We start from the raw sequence: 16,147 nt of genomic DNA on the forward strand, positions 1-16,147 counted from the left end.
GCTTGGCTCAAGATTACCACCGCCATTACGCGCTGAGGCTTCCTTGAATTCACCCTCTCCACTGTATAGGTTTCCCTGTACAGGCTCCTAATAACTTAAAGGCGGATGCTCTATCCGACTGAGCTAACGGGACAAATTTTACAAATCAACAACATCTTAAGAGCTATGCAAAATGGTAACTCTTTTTTGTAAGGAGTAACAGCAAGGCTTTACTAGGTAACCTTACCATCTCTCCAGCCCTTGCCTACTCTAGTCACCTCAAAAAGTGGTAACACTTTGGGGGTTAGTTTTGCTCTATCCAACTGAGCTAAGGGCGCTTTGTATCAACACGTCTTGAGGACGAGTCGATGAACATGGTCGGTGATAAAGGATTCGAACCTTTGACCCTCTGGTCCCAAACCAGATGCGCTACCGGACTGCGCTAATCACCGAAAATCCCTGACCAGCATATCGACATGAGTCGTACTGGGCAACGGGCGGGCATCATAGCCAAGCGTAAGGGCCAGCGTCAACGACTTTTTCCCCCAGTAAATTCAAGTGCCTACTTATTGCCCGCTACAGGTCTGGCGTGCGTCTGCCGCTAACATCCCGGCTAAAAAAATGCGACAATGCGCGGCAGTTGAACACATGGTGAGTGGAGAACGATGTCTGCCAAAATCATAGATGGAAAACAGGTTGCGCAAACGATTCGCAGCCAGGTCGCGGCGCAAGTCCAACAGCGGTTGGCGGCAGGGAAACGGGCTCCAGGGCTGGCAGTCATTCTGGTGGGGGCGGATCCAGCCTCTCAGGTCTATGTCGGCAGCAAACGTCGGGCGTGCGAGGAGGTGGGTTTTCTCTCCCGCTCCTATGATCTGAGTGCAACCGCCAGTCAGGAAGAGCTGCTGGCGCTGATTGACCAGCTGAATGCGGATAGCCACGTAGATGGCATTCTGGTTCAGCTGCCGTTGCCGGATCACTTTGATACCACTCAGGTGCTGGAGCGGATCCAGCCTGACAAGGATGTAGATGGATTTCACCCGTATAACGTCGGCCGTCTGGCCCAACGTATTCCGGCGCTGCGCCCCTGCACTCCGAAAGGGATCATGACGCTGATTGAAACCACCGGTGTCAAAACCCATGGTTTGCACGCCGTTGTGGTCGGCGCGTCCAACATAGTGGGGCGTCCCATGACCCTCGAATTGTTGCTGGCGGGCTGTACAACTACGACCTGTCACCGTTTTACGCGGGATCTGGAAGAGCAGGTTCGCCGTGCCGATCTGTTGGTTGTCGCAGTCGGCAAGCCCAACTTCATCCCGGGCGAGTGGATCAAACCGGGGGCACTGGTAATCGATGTGGGCATCAACCGCTTGGCTGATGGCTCGCTGGTCGGGGATGTGGAGTTTGAGACGGCGCGCAGCCATGCCTCCTTCATTACCCCGGTACCCGGTGGCGTGGGCCCGATGACGGTCGCCAGCCTGATGGAAAATACCCTGATCGCCTGCAGTGAATATCACGACTGATCATGGCTGGTGATAACCCTGTGATCCCGTGAGGAGGCAGGGTTCGCCAGAAATCTGACAATAAAAAACCGGTTGCTCAGAGAGGAACCGGTTTTTTATTTATCCAACGGGTGTTATTTACATATTTTGTGCTTCGTTTGGCACAATCACAGAGGCGTGATTTCCTTTCGGCCCCTGTTGCAGTTCAAAATTGACAGCCTGACCCGCTTTCAGGGTCTTGTAGCCCTCCATTTGAATCGTGGAGTAGTGAGCGAAGATATCCTCACCGCCCCCTTCCGGACAGATAAACCCAAATCCTTTTGCGTTGTTAAACCACTTAACTGTGCCGGTTGCCATACTTCTACATCCTTTTATTGATTACCCAGAAGTCGTTGAGTAACCTGCGCCAGCCCTTTATAACTAGGGACATGGGCCCATAGCAGACGGGCACAGATTAGCAAGTAACCAATCTAGTCTAACTTTTGAGCGAGTCAAGAAGTTGTTAACAGCTGATGTGATCTGGTTAACAAGTCTATTGACAACCTTGTGTTAGACGGTAGTAATCTAGAGGTACCAAAGCGCGATTATGAGCAAGCAGAAAGAACTCTTTGCTAATGAAAAGATTGCAGAAGCAGAGAAAACAAAGCTGCAGCCGCCACCCATGTATAAGGTTGTGTTGAACAACGATGACTACACGCCCATGGAGTTTGTGGTGGAGGTGCTGCAAAAGTTCTTTGGTATGGATTTGGACAAGGCGACTCAGGTCATGCTGAGTGTGCATTATAGTGGTAAGGGTGTCTGCGGCATGTTTACCGCAGAGATCGCCGAAACCAAGGTTGTCCAGGTCAACACCTATGCACGTAACAACGAACATCCACTGCTCTGTACTATGGAAAAGGCTTGAATCTGATGACTTGATGGCGAGTGTGACACCACATTGTAGCTGTACTAGGGGAGGTGCCTATGTTGAATAAAGATCTAGAAAAGACGCTGAACGAGGCTTTCAAACTGGCCCGTGACGAGCGCCACGAATTCATGACCGTCGAGCACCTGTTGTTAGCCCTTCTGGATAACAGTTCAGCCCATGAGGCGCTGAGCTCCTGTGGTGCCGATGTCGAGCAGATGCGCAAGGAGATCCGCGCATTCATCACCCAAACTACTCCGCTCATACCGCGCGACGATGAAGATCGTGAAACCCAGCCGACACTGGGCTTCCAGCGCGTGTTGCAGCGTGCCGTCTTCCATGTGCAATCCTCCGGCAATACCGAAGTCAGCGGCGCCAACGTGCTGGTCGCTATCTTCAGTGAGCAGGAGTCACAAGCTGCCTATTTCCTGAAAAAAGCCGAGATCAGCCGTCTTGACGTCGTCAATTTCCTCTCCCACGGGGTGCGCAAGGACAGCAAGCCTGATCTCGGTAGCAATAACAATCCCGAGTCTGATGATGATGTCTCGGCCGCACAGATCGAGAGCTTTGCCACCAACCTGAACCAGCTGGTGCTGGAAGGGCGCATCGATCCGCTCATCGGTCGTGATCAGGAGCTTAATCGTACGATTCAGGTGCTCTGCCGTCGTCGCAAGAACAACCCGTTGCTGGTGGGTGAAGCGGGCGTGGGTAAAACCGCCATTGCCGAAGGTCTGGCCTATCGCATCGTCAAGGGGGATGTCCCCGAGGTGATTGCGGGCAGTACCATCTATTCGCTGGATATGGGTTCTCTGCTGGCGGGCACCAAATACCGTGGTGATTTCGAGAAGCGCCTCAAGGTACTGCTCAAGCAGATTGAGCGTCAGGAAGGGGCCATCCTCTTTATCGACGAGATCCATACCATCATTGGTGCCGGTGCTGCTTCCGGTGGTCAACTGGATGCGGCCAACCTGATCAAGCCGCTGCTCTCCAATGGTTTGCTCCGCTGCGTGGGATCCACCACTTATCAGGAGTACGCCCAGATCTTCGAGAAAGACCGTGCGCTGGCCCGTCGCTTCCAGAAGATCGATATTGTCGAGCCAACTATCGATGACACCACTCGCATCTTGATGGGGCTCAAGAGTCGCTACGAAGCCCACCACGGCGTACGCTATACCGCCAAGGCGATCCGTGCAGCTGCCGAGCTCTCTGCCAAGTACATCAATGATCGTCACCTACCCGACAAGGCGATCGATGTGATCGACGAGGCGGGCGCCGGTCAGCGGTTGCTGCCTGCGAGCAAGCGCAAGAAAGTGATCAATGTGCAGGAAATTGAATCCATTGTGGCCAAGATCGCCCGCATTCCGGAAAAATCAGTCTCCTCTTCAGATAAAGAAGTACTGAAGAACCTGGAGCGCAATCTGAAGATGGTGGTCTTTGGTCAGGATAAAGCCATCGAGGTGCTGACCGATGCGATTCGCCTCTCTCGTTCAGGTTTGGGTAACGAGCGTCGCCCGGTTGGTTGCTTCCTGTTTGCCGGTCCTACCGGTGTTGGTAAAACAGAGGTGACCCAGCAGTTGGGCAAGGCATTGGGTGTCGAGATGCTGCGCTTTGATATGTCCGAGTACATGGAACGCCATACCGTATCTCGCCTGATTGGTGCGCCTCCCGGCTATGTCGGTTTTGAGCAGGGTGGTTTGCTGACTGATGCGGTGATCAAGCATCCTCATTCCGTTGTGTTGCTTGACGAAATTGAGAAAGCTCACCCGGACGTATTCAATCTGCTGTTGCAGGTGATGGACAACGGCACCCTGACCGACAACAACGGGCGCAAGGCGGATTTCCGTAACGTGATTTTGGTCATGACTACCAACGCCGGTGTGCAGGAGACTCAGCGCAAATCGATTGGCTTCCAGCAACAGGATTTGAGCCACGATGCCATGGCGGTGATCAACAAGACCTTCAGTCCGGAGTTTCGTAACCGGCTTGATCACACCATCTGGTTCAACCATCTCGATATGACGGTGATCCATCAGGTGGTCGACAAGTTCATTGTCGAATTGCAGGTTCAACTGGATGCGAAGGGAGTCTCTCTCGAGGTATCCGAACGTGCCCGCCACTGGTTGGCAGAGAAGGGATATGACAGAGCCATGGGGGCCAGACCGATGGGTCGGGTTATCCAGGAGCACCTCAAGAAACCCCTGGCCAACGAGATCCTGTTCGGTTCACTGGTTGACGGGGGAATAGTGAAGGTTGAGTTGGTAAATGACAGCCTCAGCTTTGATTTTCAGGTCAATGTTGAAGCTGTTTCCCACTAAGCGTCAGTGATCAGAAAACGACAAAAAACCCCAACCGAAAGGTTGGGGTTTTTTGCTGAATTCCTGGCTTAGCGAGAGCGGAAAACAATACGTCCCTTGGAGAGATCGTAGGGAGTCAGTGCTACCGTTACTTTGTCTCCAGTCAGGATACGAATGTAGTTTTTGCGCATCTTGCCTGAAATATGAGCGATAACCACGTGACCATTCTCCAGTTCCACACGGAACATGGTATTGGGCAGGGTTTCGAGAATAGTGCCCTGCATCTCAATACTGTCTTCTTTAGCCATTGAATCCTCTTGATAAGCCACAACAAAAAACCGCTGGATCATGCCGGATTTAAGGCTATGTGTAAAGTTTACTCGGGCTTGGTGTCGATATTTTTCCATTCCCCCTGAATTAACAGCTCGTGAGGGAGATAATTGCGCTTGTAATTCATCTTGCGGCACGCCTCTACCAGATAGCCAAGATAGAGCCAGCTTCGCCCGGTTCGCCTGGCCAGATCGAGCTGGCAGAGGATGGCAAAGGTGCCCAGGGAGCGATCGGCATAATCCGGATCGAAGAAGGTGTACATGGCGCTCAAGGAGTGGGGGAGCAGGTCTGTGGTGGCGACACCGATAAGGCGGTCCTCTTTGCGCATCTCCAGGTAGAGCGGCGGCATCCAGTCACAATGGAGAAACCCGCGATACTGGCTGCGGTTGGGGGGATACATACTGCCATCGCGATGGCGTTCGCGGATATAACGTTCGTAGAGCTGGTAATACTCGGGCTTGTCATCGTAGCTCAGGACGATCTCGATATCTTTGTTGAGCTGGCGGATCCGCTTCTGGCCGCGGCTGGGGCGAAAGCGCTCGCTGTGAATACGAAGGGACTGGCAGGCATGGCACGCCGGGCAGTGGGGGCGATAGATATCGTTGCCACTGCGGCGAAAACCGGCAGTCAACAATCGCTCGTAGCCGTTGGCGTTGAGCAGATTGTGATCCATCAGTACCAGCAGTTGCTCCTGTTCATGGTCCAGATAACTGCAGGGATGCTTGGGAGTCAGCCCTACTTTAAGGATCACTTCTTCAGTCATAGGCTGATCTCCCCCTCTTGCCAGCAGGAAGCCAACAGTGGTTGATGGCCAAGGCGCGCCAGCTCGGCCAGAAAACGGGCCCTTGGCCACTCCTCGATACCCAGGGTCGCCAGAAACGGGTTCTGCATCTGGCAATCGATAAGTGCTCCACCATGGCGTGAAAAGTGGCGACAGAGTGCCACCATGGCAAGTTTGGCGCCGTTATCAATCCGGCTGAACATGGATTCACCGCAAAACAGTCGGCCGATAGAGAGGCCATACAGTCCCGCTTGCAGCTCTCCCTCCTGCCAGATCTCGATAGAGTGGGCATGACCCAGTTGGTGCAACTGCTGGTAGGCCTCGATCATGGGTTGGCTGATCCAGGTGCCATCGGCAGTGCGACGAGGGGCGGCGCAGGCGGTAATGACTTCATTAAAGGCGCGATTGACGGAAATATCGAATGGGGTACGGCGGATAATCTTCTGCAGTGTCCGCCCCACATGGAGTTGGTCGGGACGGATCACCCCACGGGGATCCGGTGACCACCACAGGGTCGGCTGGTGGGTTTCATTCCACGGGAAGATCCCCTTGTGGTAAGCTGCCAGCAATCTGGCAGGGGAGAGATCCCCGCCGATCGCCAGCAAGCCGTTGGGCTCTTCCAGCGCATGGCTGGGGTCGGGAAACCAGCAAAGCTCATCATCCAGTTGGGTAAGATAGCGAGACATAAGGCAACGAGGTTCATAGATGAAGGCCATTATCCTGATAGTATCCAGCTTGTTCTGCTTTGTCACGGCGCCCGCCGGGGCGGAGGTCTACCAGCGCAATACCGCGCGGCCGGTCAATCAGGTGGTGTTTGGTCAGGTCGAAACGATGCGCAATATTACCCAGCGCCAGATCCTGGAGTCCGAGCACTCTGGCTGGAAAACGCTGGGCGGAGCCGTGTTGGGCGGCCTGCTGGGGAACCAGTTTGGCGGCGGTCATGGCCGTGAAATCGCCACCGCCGTCGGCGCACTCGCGGGGGCTGCGGCTGCGCAGCAATACCAGTCCGGGGGAACCGTGGTGGAAAACAAGCTGGTGGAGCTGCTGATCCGCAACGAGCAAAATGCCCTTATCAACGTGATCCAGGATTATGATCCCACCATGGTCTTTGCCAATGGAGACAAGGTGCGCATTCTCTACTTCGATGATGGGGTGCGGGTCGACAAGACTTACTGACTTTCGATAGTCATTGTGATGGGGAGACTGTGGCAGGAAAGGAACCCGCAGACTCTCCTGTTGGAAAGTCTGTCGGGCGGTAATACACGGGACTGATGCCCTGAGGATTCAGATAGTTGTCTCTTGAGAGACTATCTTGTCGCGACCGGTGTTCTTTGCCTGATAGAGCAGCCGATCCGCTACGCTCAGCGCCTCGTCCATGGATATCCGCCCGACGCTGATCACGCCGTAACTGGCGCGAACAAAGAGCGGGGTTTCCGGTGACAAGGGTTGCTGGCGCAGCTGCTGACGCAGCCCTTCAAGACGCTTGATCAACACAGGGACGGTACAGTGAGGCACCATCATGGCAAACTCCTCTCCGCCAAACCGGGCGATCATGGCATCGGGGAAGAACTGGGTCAGTAGCCGGGTCAGATGGCAGAGCAGTTGATCGCCGATGGCATGGCCCCAGTGATCGTTGACCTGCTTGAAGTGATCCACATCGAGCACACAGAGTGCGAGAGGCGTCTGCTGGCGCTGATGCTCTTCAAACCATTTTTGCCCTTCGTTGAACCAGTAGCGCCGGTTGTAGAGACCGGTCAGGTAATCACGATTGGCTGACTCCTGAATGCTGTTGAACTGCTCGAGCGCTTCCAGATTGTGGCTGACCCGACACTGCAGCTCTTCCGGCTCGAACGGCTGGTTGAGAAAGTCGTTGGCGCCTTGCTTGAGGTAGCGAGCAGAGAGACCGCGTTTGTCCGAGACCGAGATCCCGATAATCGCGAGCTGCTGCTTGCTGTATCGCTCTCTCAGCATCCGCACCAGACTGATGCCATCGATATCCGGCATATAGTAGTCGACCAGTGCCAGCCGGATGTCCGGGTGTTGCTCCAGCATCGCCATCGCTTCACGGGCATGACTGGCCTCATGCACCTGCAACAACTGCTTGCGCAACTGGGCCATGGTGCGGTGACGGGAGGTGCGTGAGTCGTCGACTACCAGCACTTCGATGGACTGGTTGAGATAGAGGCGGTGCACCAGACTGACGGCATATTGCAGCGAGTGGCGCGAATCCTTCATCACATAGTCCAGCACGCCGGTTTCCAGCCAGGCGGCACGTTTATCCTCGCTGATGTCGGCAGTGAGGATAACCACCGGCAAACCTCGAGCCAGCAGCTCGTTGACCGCTTCGCCACGGGGCGCATCCGGCAAGGTCAGGTCCACCAGCGCGACCACATACTCCTCTCCCCGACAGTGACGGGCGCCTTCAAGGGTATCGAAGGCGTCAATCTCGAGGCCTGTCTGCTGGGCAATGGCCTGAGTCAGCATACGGCGGATGGTCAGGCTATCTTCGACAATCAATATCTTCTGTTTCATTAGACTCCTTCAAATAAAAAAGGCATACCGACTGGTATGCCTTATATCACAACTGCGCTTATTTATTGCGCGTCGAGGTAGCGTTCGGCATCGAGGGCTGCCATGCAGCCGGTACCGGCAGAGGTGATCGCCTGACGGTAGTTGTGGTCGGCCACGTCGCCGGCAGCGAAGACACCTTCAATGCTGGTCTGGGTGGCAAAACCGTCGAGGCCGCCACGTACCTTCAGATAGCCGTTTTGCATCTCCAGCTGGCCATCGAAGATCTGGGTATTGGGCTGATGGCCGATGGCGATGAAGACGCCCATCAGCGCCAGCTCGCTGGTGCTGTTGTCCTGAGTGTTGCGCAGGCGCACACCGGTGACCCCCATCTGATCGCCCAGCACTTCGTCCAGGGTCTGGTGGGTGTGCAGCACGATGTTGCCGCTCGCAACTTTGTCGTGCAGACGCTTGATCAGGATCTTCTCGGCACGGAATTCGTCGCGGCGGTGGATCAGGTGCACCTTCTTGGCGATGTTGGCCAGATACAAGGCTTCTTCAACTGCTGTGTTGCCGCCGCCGATCACCGCCACTTCCTGATTGCGGTAGAAGAAACCGTCACAGGTGGCACAGGCGGAGACGCCGCGACCCTTGAAGGCCTCTTCGGAGGGCAGACCTAGATACTTGGCGGAGGCGCCGGTCGCGATGATCAGGGCATCGCAGGTGTATTCGCCGTTATCGCCCTTGAGACGGAACGGGCGCTGAGTCAGTTCGACACTGTTGATGTGATCAAACAGGATGCGGGTATCGAACTTCTCTGCATGGGCTTTCATGCGCTCCATCAGGGCAGGGCCGGTCAGCCCTTCCGGATCACCTGGCCAGTTCTCCACTTCGGTGGTGGTGGTCAGCTGACCCCCTTGCTGCATGCCGGTGATGAGCAGGGGATTGAGGTTGGCGCGGGCGGCATAGACGGCCGCGGTGTAACCGGCCGGGCCTGACCCTAAGATCAGCAATTTGCTGTGAGTGACTTGGCTCATGATGTCATTTCCGGGATGTGATGAGTTTGCGCGATTGTAGGTAATTCGTGATCCGGGGTCAAAGGCTGGTGAGTCGATTGCACTAATCGTGTTCACAAGGGGTGACATGCAAAATAAAGGAATAAAAAAACCGCCCATCGCGGGCGGATTTTCACTCATCTCCAACTGGCGCAGGCCAGCGCAGATCAGTTCAGCAGGGTCAGGGGATCCGTGTAGGCAAGGCCATGCGCCACGGCCACTTCCTTGCAGGTGAGCTTGCCCTCCATCACGTTGAGCCCGTGCAGCAGGTTGGGATCGTTCAGCAGTGCCTGACGATACCCTTGCTGTGCCAGCTTGATGATAAAGGGGAGGGTGGCATTGTTGAGCGCCACGGTCGAGGTGCGGGCCACCGCCCCTGGCATGTTGGCGACACAGTAGTGCACCACCTCATCGACGATATAGGTCGGATCCTGGTGGGTGGTGGCGTGGGAGGTTTCCACACAGCCGCCCTGATCGATGGCCACATCGACGATGGCAGAACCCGGCTTCATGCGCGCAATGTGGTCACGGCTGACAAGTTTTGGCGCAGTGGCACCCGGCACCAGCACGCCGCCGATGACCAGATCGGCCGCCAGCAGATGGCGCTCCAGCGTCTCGCTGTTGGAGTAAACCACCTTGGCCGCTCCCTGGAACTCGTTATCGAGACGGCGAAGGGTATCGACGTTGTTGTCGAGGATGGTCACATCTGCGCGCAGGCCAATGGCCATGCGGGCTGCATTAGAGCCGACCACGCCGCCACCGATGATCACCACCTTGGCCGGTTCGACACCGGGTACGCCGCCGAGCAGCACACCGCTCCCACCGCGCGATTTTTCCAGCGCCTGGGCACCCGCCTGAATAGACATGCGACCTGCGACTTCCGACATGGGGGCCAGCAGGGGCAGGCCGCCACGGCCGTCGGTGACGGTTTCATAGGCGATACAGATGGCGCCGCTTTTCAGCAGGGCTTCGGTCTGGGGCAAGTCTGGCGCCAGATGCAGATAGGTGAACAGGGTTTGACCCGGACGCAGCATGGCACATTCGACAGGCTGAGGTTCCTTGACCTTGACGATCATCTCGGCTTTGGCGAAAACCTCTGCTGCAGAGGCCAAAATTTCGGCTCCAACAGCGATATAATCTGCATCGCTGAAGCCAATGCCGTTTCCGGCACCGCTTTGGACGAAAACAGTATGGTTTCGTGCTGTCAGTTCACGTACACTGGCCGGAACCATGCCTACGCGGTATTCATGGTTTTTTATCTCTTTAGGTACACCGATAATCATGCTATCCCTCGTCTATAGATTGGTGTTTCATGTTGCCAAAATGTTAACCAACATTTGCGCCTAGTATATTCAGGTATTGACAGGATTTGTGACCATAATTATAAAATGACTGGTGATTCTTACCAAAAAATAGCCAAAGGATGGAATAAAATGATGGAAGCTAAGAGTCGGCTAAAGGATTTGGACAGGATTGACCGCAACATTCTTAATGAACTGCAAAAGGATGGCAGGATTTCGAATGTTGAGTTGTCCAAGCGAGTTGGCCTGAGTCCTACACCGTGTCTGGAACGGGTTCGTCGCCTCGAGCGACAAGGTTATATCGAAGGATATGCCGCTATTCTGAACCCTCATTATCTGGACGCATCTCTGCTGGTGTTTGTAGAGATAACCCTCAATCGCGGGGCGCCTGATGTGTTTGAACAGTTCAACAAGGCTGTTCAGGTGCTCGAAGAGATCCAGGAGTGTCATCTGGTTTCCGGTGACTTCGACTATCTGCTCAAGACCCGAGTCAGCGACATGTCGGCTTACCGCCGTCTGTTGGGGGAAACCCTGCTGCGTCTGCCCGGTGTCAATGACACCCGCACCTACGTGGTGATGGAAGAGGTCAAGCAGAGCAGTCGTCTGGTGATCAGCACCCGATAAAGCAGGTTATGCCGTGGTATCTTTCCCATATGAGACACCATGACAGTCAGAAACGAGCGGCCGGTCCGCTCGTTTCTTCTTGTAAAGATAATTGCAAATATGGCCCCGTCCCATCAGGCTCTGGCTGACAATCGATGGGCTTTTCGGGGATACTAGGCCCCCTTATTTCCTGCATTACATGTTTTCAGAAAGGAGCCGGAGTTTGGCCGATAAAAAGCTGTTTACTCCTTTATCAGGTACACAACGGATCTTCGAAGCCGTCTTGATCGCCATCACCCTGATGGCTGCTTATCTTCTGCTTGCCCTGTTGTCCTATCATCCCGCTGATCCCGGTTGGTCCCAGACCTCCTGGCAAGGGGAGGTGAAGAACCTCGCCGGTAGTGCCGGTGCCTGGCTCGCCGATATCACCATGTTTACCTTTGGTGCCTTCTCCTATCTGGTGCCGCCGCTGGTGGTGCTGCTGGGCTGGAGTCTGTTCTGGCGCCCGAGCCGTCTGCTTGATGTGGATTACCTCACCCTTGGGGTGCGGATCATCGGCTTTATCCTGACTGTGCTCGGCATGTCGGCCATTGCCAGCATGAACTTCAACGATATGCAAAACTTCTCCGCCGGTGGTCTGGTGGGGGATGTGATCGCTTCTGCCGTGGTGCCGCTGTTTGGCGGCGTCGGGGCCAACCTGATGCTGCTCTGCTTCGTGGCAACCGGCATCACCCTGTTTACCGGCTGGTCCTGGCTCACCATCGTCGAGCAGATCGGCGCGGCCTGTACCGGTTCGGTCAGCGCTGTTTACCACTTCCCGACCACCCTCGGCCGCTGGCTGACCGGTGGCTGGCGTCAACCCCGCAACGAGGGGCCGGATCCCTTGCTGGAAGGCGGGGTAGGGGCCATCGCGTTTGATGACGAGGAAGATGAGCCGCACACCAGCTGGACTCGCAAGCCCAAGGCCAAGAACCAGAAGGCTGCCGCCGAAGAGTGGCTGCCGGAACTCGACGACGATACCTTCGAGTTCGATCCCCAGTTTGATGATGAGGATGACGAGCCAGCTCCGGCTGCCAAACCGAAACGTGCGGTGGCGGCTGCGAATGGGCGCCGTCAGCCGGTACTGGCTGTGGCCGATGATGATGACGATCTGGATCTGCCGTGGGCCGAAGGGGACGACGAGGTCGCCGCGCCGGTAGCCGTCGCACCGACCAAGCCCAAGCGTCGTCCGCAATCTACGCTGCCGCCGTTGCCGAGTATCGAGCTGCTAGACAGACCGCCAGCCAAGACCCAGATGATGAGCAAGGATGAGCTGGACCGCATGGGGCGTCTGGTGGAGGCCAAGCTTGCCGACTACAACGTGCAGGCCAAGGTGGTGGGTGTCTATCCGGGCCCGGTCATTACCCGTTTCGAGCTGGATCTGGCGCCGGGCATGAAGGCGAGCAAGATCACCAACCTCTCGCGCGATCTGGCCCGTTCCCTCTCTGCCAGCAGCGTGCGGGTGGTTGAGGTGATCCCGGGTAAGACCTACGTCGGTATCGAGCTGCCCAACCGGGTGCGTCAGACCGTTTACCTGCGCGAAACCCTCGACTGCGATGCCTTCCGAGATAGCCGCAACCCGCTCACCATGGGCCTGGGTCAGGACATCGCTGGGGAGCCGGTGGTGGTGAACCTGGCCAAGATGCCGCACCTGCTGGTGGCCGGTACCACAGGTTCCGGTAAGTCGGTAGGGGTCAACACCATGATCATCTCGATGCTCTACAAGTCATCCCCCGATGACCTGCGTTTCATCATGATCGACCCCAAGATGCTGGAACTCTCCGTCTACGAAGGGATCCCGCACCTGCTGACCGAGGTGGTGACCGATATGAAGGACGCCGCCAACGCTCTGCGCTGGTGCGTGGGGGAGATGGAGCGCCGTTACAAGCTGATGTCTGCGGTCGGGGTGCGCAACCTCAAGGGCTACAACGACAAAGTGCTGGCTGCCATCGAGGAGGGGGAACCTCTGCTGGATCCGTTGTGGCGCCCGGGTGACTCCATGGATCAGATGCCGCCGGAGCTTGAGAAACTGCCCCACATCGTGGTGGTGGTGGACGAGTTTGCCGACATGATGATGATCGTCGGCAAGAAGGTGGAAGAGCTGATCGCCCGTATCGCCCAGAAGGCGCGGGCCGCCGGTATTCACCTCATTCTGGCGACCCAGCGTCCGTCGGTGGATGTCATTACCGGTCTTATCAAGGCCAACATCCCGACCCGTATTTCGTTCCAGGTGTCGAGCAAGATCGACTCGCGCACCATCATCGATCAGGGCGGCGCCGAATCTCTGCTCGGCATGGGCGACATGCTCTACATGCCGGCTGGGACCTCCAACCCGACCCGCGTACACGGTGCGTTTGTCGATGACCACGAAGTGCACAAGGTGGTGGCAGACTGGAAACTGCGCGGCGAGCCGAACTACATCGAGGAGATCCTCTCCGGTGAGTCGGGTGGCGAAGGTGGCAGCGGCGAATATGGCGGTGGTGGCGATGAAGAGCTCGATCCCCTGTTCGACGAGGCGGTCGCTTTTGTGGTGGAGTCCCGCCGTGGCTCGACCTCCAGCGTCCAGCGCAAGTTCAAGATTGGTTACAACCGGGCCGCCCGTCTCATCGAGCAGATGGAGAATCAGGGCATCGTCAGCTCACCGGGTGGCAATGGTCAGCGTGACGTGCTGGCACCGCCGCCGGTGCGGGACTAAACCTCACCGTTTCATACTATCCCTGGCCATGCCCTCCGCGGGCGTGGCCTTTTATCGAGAGCGTCTTTATGAAGAGCGTGATGAAAAAACAACTGTTGATGGGTACCGTGCTGCTGATGGCCAGCAGCCAGGTGTGGGCCGATGCGGCCAGCGATCTCAAACAGAAGCTGGCGGGTGTCAGCCTCTTCTCCGCCAAATTTGCCCAGACCGTCTATGACAGCAAGGGCAAGGAGCTGCAAAAGGCCAGCGGCGACCTGCTGGTGCAGCGGCCAAACCGTTTCAACTGGCACACCACCTCGCCGGACGAGAGCCTGATCGTGGCAGATGGTCAGGATGTCTGGGTCTATGATCCCTTCGTCGAGCAGGTCACTGCCCTCAAGCTGAAAGATGCGGTGCTCAACACCCCCTTTATTCTGATCGCTGGCAATGACGACAAGTTCTGGAAGAACTATGACGTGACCCAGCAGGGCGATGTCTACACCGTCACCAGCCGTAACAAGGATGAGCTGATTGCCTCCTTCCGTGTCACCTTCGACAGACAAGACAACATCAGTCGTTTCGATGTGAAAGAGGCGCAAGGGCAGTGGAGTGAATTCACCCTGAGCAGCTTCAACCGCAAGCCGGTGCTCAAGGGCAACGAATTTGTTTTCAAGATCCCGAAGGGGGTCGAACTGGACGACCAGCGCTAATGAGCAAGCGGTCGTTGGATTGCTCGCCACTGCGCCAGTCAAAGGCGAGTGGCGTGACGCTGGGTGGTCAATATAGATGAACAACTTGTCGCTGGATTTCTCATCGGACTTTCGTCCGCTGGCGGCCCGGATGCGGCCGCAAAACCTCGACCAGTATATCGGTCAGCAACATATCCTGGGGGCTGACAAGCCCCTGCGCAAAGCCATTCTGGCGGGTCACTGCCACTCGATGATCCTGTGGGGGCCACCCGGGACCGGCAAGACCACGCTGGCGGAGCTGATGGCTCACTACTGTCAGGCGGAAGTTGAGCGACTCTCTGCGGTCACCTCCGGTATCAAGGAGATCCGCGCCGCTATCGACAAGGCGAAGGAGAACAGCTGGCGCGGGGTGCGTACCATCCTGTTTGTGGATGAGGTGCACCGCTTCAACAAGAGCCAGCAGGATGTGTTCCTGCCTCACATCGAAGATGGCACCATCACCTTTATCGGTGCCACCACTGAAAACCCCTCGTTCGAACTCAACAACGCACTGCTCTCACGAGCCCGGGTCTATCTGCTCAAGCGACTGGAGGAGAGCGATATTCTCGCCATGCTCGATCAGGCGATGACCGATCCCCGTGGTCTCAATGATCCGACACTCACCTTTGCCCCCGGCGTCAAAGAGGCGCTGGCTAAGGCGGTGGATGGAGACGGGCGTAAATCCCTCAACTATCTGGAGCTGTTGGCCGACATGGCCGAAACCGACAGCACTGGGGCTCGGGTGATCGACAGTGCCCTGCTCGCCGCCGTGGTGGGGGAGCACGTGGCCCGCTTCGACAAGGGGGGCGATCACTTCTACGACCTCATCTCGGCGGTGCACAAATCCATTCGCGGCTCGGCGCCGGATGCGGCGCTCTACTGGTATGCCCGCATGGTGAGCGCCGGTTGCGATCCCCTCTATATAGCCCGCCGCTTGCTGGCGATTGCCTCGGAAGATGTGGGCAATGCCGATCCCCGTGCCATGCAGGTCGCCCTGTCGGCCTGGGATTGCTTCCATCGGATTGGTCCGGCGGAAGGGGAGCGGGCCATCGCCCAGGCGATCGTCTATCTCGCCTGCGCCCCGAAAAGCAATGCGGTCTATACCGCCTGGAAGGCGGCGCTTCATGATGCCAAAAACCTCCCTGACTTCGAGGTGCCGGTGCACCTGCGCAATGCGCCGACCAAACTGATGAGCGATCTGGGCTATGGCGCCGAGTATCGCTACGCCCATGACGAGCCGGGCGCCTATGCTGCGGGCGAGCAGTATTTCCCGCCTGAGCTGGCGGGCAAGCAGTACTACCAGCCCACCGATCGCGGCCTTGAAAAGCAGATTGGTCAGAAGCTCGATTACCTCCATGAACTGGACAGGCAAAGTCCGCAGCAACGGGGCAAATAGCCCCTTTGTTACCCCGTGTGGCTGAAAATTGGTCAGGCGTTTGAATATGCAGGACG

At 56.7% G+C, this 16,147-nt stretch carries 15 protein-coding genes and 1 tRNA gene; 8 read left to right on the forward strand and 8 right to left on the reverse strand.

Going from position 1 to position 16,147, the window contains the following annotated elements:
- Positions 1 to 354 precede the first annotated feature (354 nt).
- Positions 355 to 431: transfer RNA gene (locus tag G5315_RS19005), tRNA-Pro, on the reverse strand.
- A 213-nt stretch (positions 432 to 644) separates the two neighbouring features.
- On the opposite strand from G5315_RS19005, the gene folD reads away from it, so the two are divergent.
- A complete protein-coding gene (folD, locus tag G5315_RS19010; RefSeq protein WP_005337113.1) occupies positions 645 to 1,499 on the forward strand; it encodes a bifunctional methylenetetrahydrofolate dehydrogenase/methenyltetrahydrofolate cyclohydrolase FolD in 855 nt (284 codons plus the stop codon).
- Positions 1,500 to 1,616: 117 nt separating this feature from the next.
- Here the strand turns inward: folD and cspD are convergent, their stop codons facing one another.
- Positions 1,617 to 1,835: a cold shock-like protein CspD gene (cspD, locus tag G5315_RS19015; protein WP_005300025.1), complete on the reverse strand. Its 219-nt coding sequence runs from the start codon at positions 1,833 to 1,835 to the stop codon at positions 1,617 to 1,619.
- A 229-nt stretch (positions 1,836 to 2,064) separates the two neighbouring features.
- Between cspD and clpS the strand changes: the two genes are divergently transcribed.
- Positions 2,065 to 2,382: an ATP-dependent Clp protease adapter ClpS gene (gene clpS, locus G5315_RS19020; protein WP_319920861.1), complete on the forward strand. Its 318-nt coding sequence runs from the start codon at positions 2,065 to 2,067 to the stop codon at positions 2,380 to 2,382.
- Positions 2,383 to 2,441: 59 nt separating this feature from the next.
- Positions 2,442 to 4,697 carry an ATP-dependent Clp protease ATP-binding subunit ClpA gene (gene clpA / locus G5315_RS19025; RefSeq protein ID WP_005337110.1) on the forward strand — a complete coding sequence of 752 codons (2,256 nt, stop codon included), beginning with the start codon at positions 2,442 to 2,444 and terminating at the stop codon, positions 4,695 to 4,697.
- 68 nt (positions 4,698 to 4,765) lie between these two features.
- Here the strand turns inward: clpA and infA are convergent, their stop codons facing one another.
- The 3 genes from infA to aat all read right to left on the reverse strand — a co-directional run bounded on the left by infA (position 4,766) and on the right by aat (position 6,473).
- On the reverse strand, positions 4,766 to 4,984 hold the full coding sequence (gene infA, locus G5315_RS19030; protein WP_005300033.1) for a translation initiation factor IF-1: 219 nt from the start codon (positions 4,982 to 4,984) through the stop codon (positions 4,766 to 4,768).
- A gap of 68 nt (positions 4,985 to 5,052) precedes the next feature.
- Complete coding sequence (locus G5315_RS19035; protein ID WP_421263210.1) at positions 5,053 to 5,769, reverse strand: arginyltransferase; 717 nt, start codon at positions 5,767 to 5,769, stop codon at positions 5,053 to 5,055.
- Entirely contained in the window at positions 5,766 to 6,473 is a 708-nt protein-coding gene (aat, locus tag G5315_RS19040) for a leucyl/phenylalanyl-tRNA--protein transferase (RefSeq protein WP_421333719.1), read from the reverse strand. Before aat ends, G5315_RS19035 begins: the two co-directional genes overlap by 4 nt.
- A 19-nt stretch (positions 6,474 to 6,492) precedes the next feature.
- On the opposite strand from aat, the gene G5315_RS19045 reads away from it, so the two are divergent.
- Positions 6,493 to 6,963, forward strand: a complete 471-nt coding sequence (locus G5315_RS19045) for a glycine zipper 2TM domain-containing protein (protein WP_421333721.1) — start codon at positions 6,493 to 6,495, stop codon at positions 6,961 to 6,963.
- A 108-nt stretch (positions 6,964 to 7,071) separates the two neighbouring features.
- Here G5315_RS19045 and G5315_RS19050 read toward each other — a convergent pair whose 3' ends face one another.
- From G5315_RS19050 to ald, 3 genes are all read right to left on the reverse strand, one after another.
- Positions 7,072 to 8,319: a diguanylate cyclase gene (locus G5315_RS19050; protein WP_167567200.1), complete on the reverse strand. Its 1,248-nt coding sequence runs from the start codon at positions 8,317 to 8,319 to the stop codon at positions 7,072 to 7,074.
- A 62-nt stretch (positions 8,320 to 8,381) separates the two neighbouring features.
- A complete protein-coding gene (gene trxB / locus G5315_RS19055) occupies positions 8,382 to 9,332 on the reverse strand; it encodes a thioredoxin-disulfide reductase (RefSeq protein WP_111900030.1) in 951 nt (316 codons plus the stop codon).
- Between the two features lie 185 nt (positions 9,333 to 9,517).
- The gene (gene ald, locus G5315_RS19060) at positions 9,518 to 10,633 is read right to left on the reverse strand and encodes an alanine dehydrogenase (protein WP_047438314.1); all 1,116 of its coding nucleotides are present in this window, start codon (positions 10,631 to 10,633) and stop codon (positions 9,518 to 9,520) included.
- Positions 10,634 to 10,783: 150 nt separating this feature from the next.
- On the opposite strand from ald, the gene lrp reads away from it, so the two are divergent.
- From lrp to G5315_RS19080, 4 genes are all read left to right on the forward strand, one after another.
- Positions 10,784 to 11,275, forward strand: a complete 492-nt coding sequence (gene lrp, locus G5315_RS19065; protein WP_005300047.1) for a leucine-responsive transcriptional regulator Lrp — start codon at positions 10,784 to 10,786, stop codon at positions 11,273 to 11,275.
- Between the two features lie 202 nt (positions 11,276 to 11,477).
- On the forward strand, positions 11,478 to 13,988 hold the full coding sequence (locus G5315_RS19070; RefSeq protein ID WP_421263212.1) for a DNA translocase FtsK 4TM domain-containing protein: 2,511 nt from the start codon (positions 11,478 to 11,480) through the stop codon (positions 13,986 to 13,988).
- 80 nt (positions 13,989 to 14,068) lie between these two features.
- On the forward strand, positions 14,069 to 14,677 hold the full coding sequence (gene lolA / locus G5315_RS19075) for an outer membrane lipoprotein chaperone LolA (RefSeq protein ID WP_041202312.1): 609 nt from the start codon (positions 14,069 to 14,071) through the stop codon (positions 14,675 to 14,677).
- Positions 14,678 to 14,753: 76 nt separating this feature from the next.
- A complete protein-coding gene (locus tag G5315_RS19080; RefSeq protein ID WP_421333724.1) occupies positions 14,754 to 16,091 on the forward strand; it encodes a replication-associated recombination protein A in 1,338 nt (445 codons plus the stop codon).
- Positions 16,092 to 16,147 lie beyond the last annotated feature (56 nt).

Source organism: Aeromonas sp. 603607 (assembly GCF_049171595.1).
GTDB lineage: Bacteria > Pseudomonadota > Gammaproteobacteria > Enterobacterales > Aeromonadaceae > Aeromonas > Aeromonas veronii.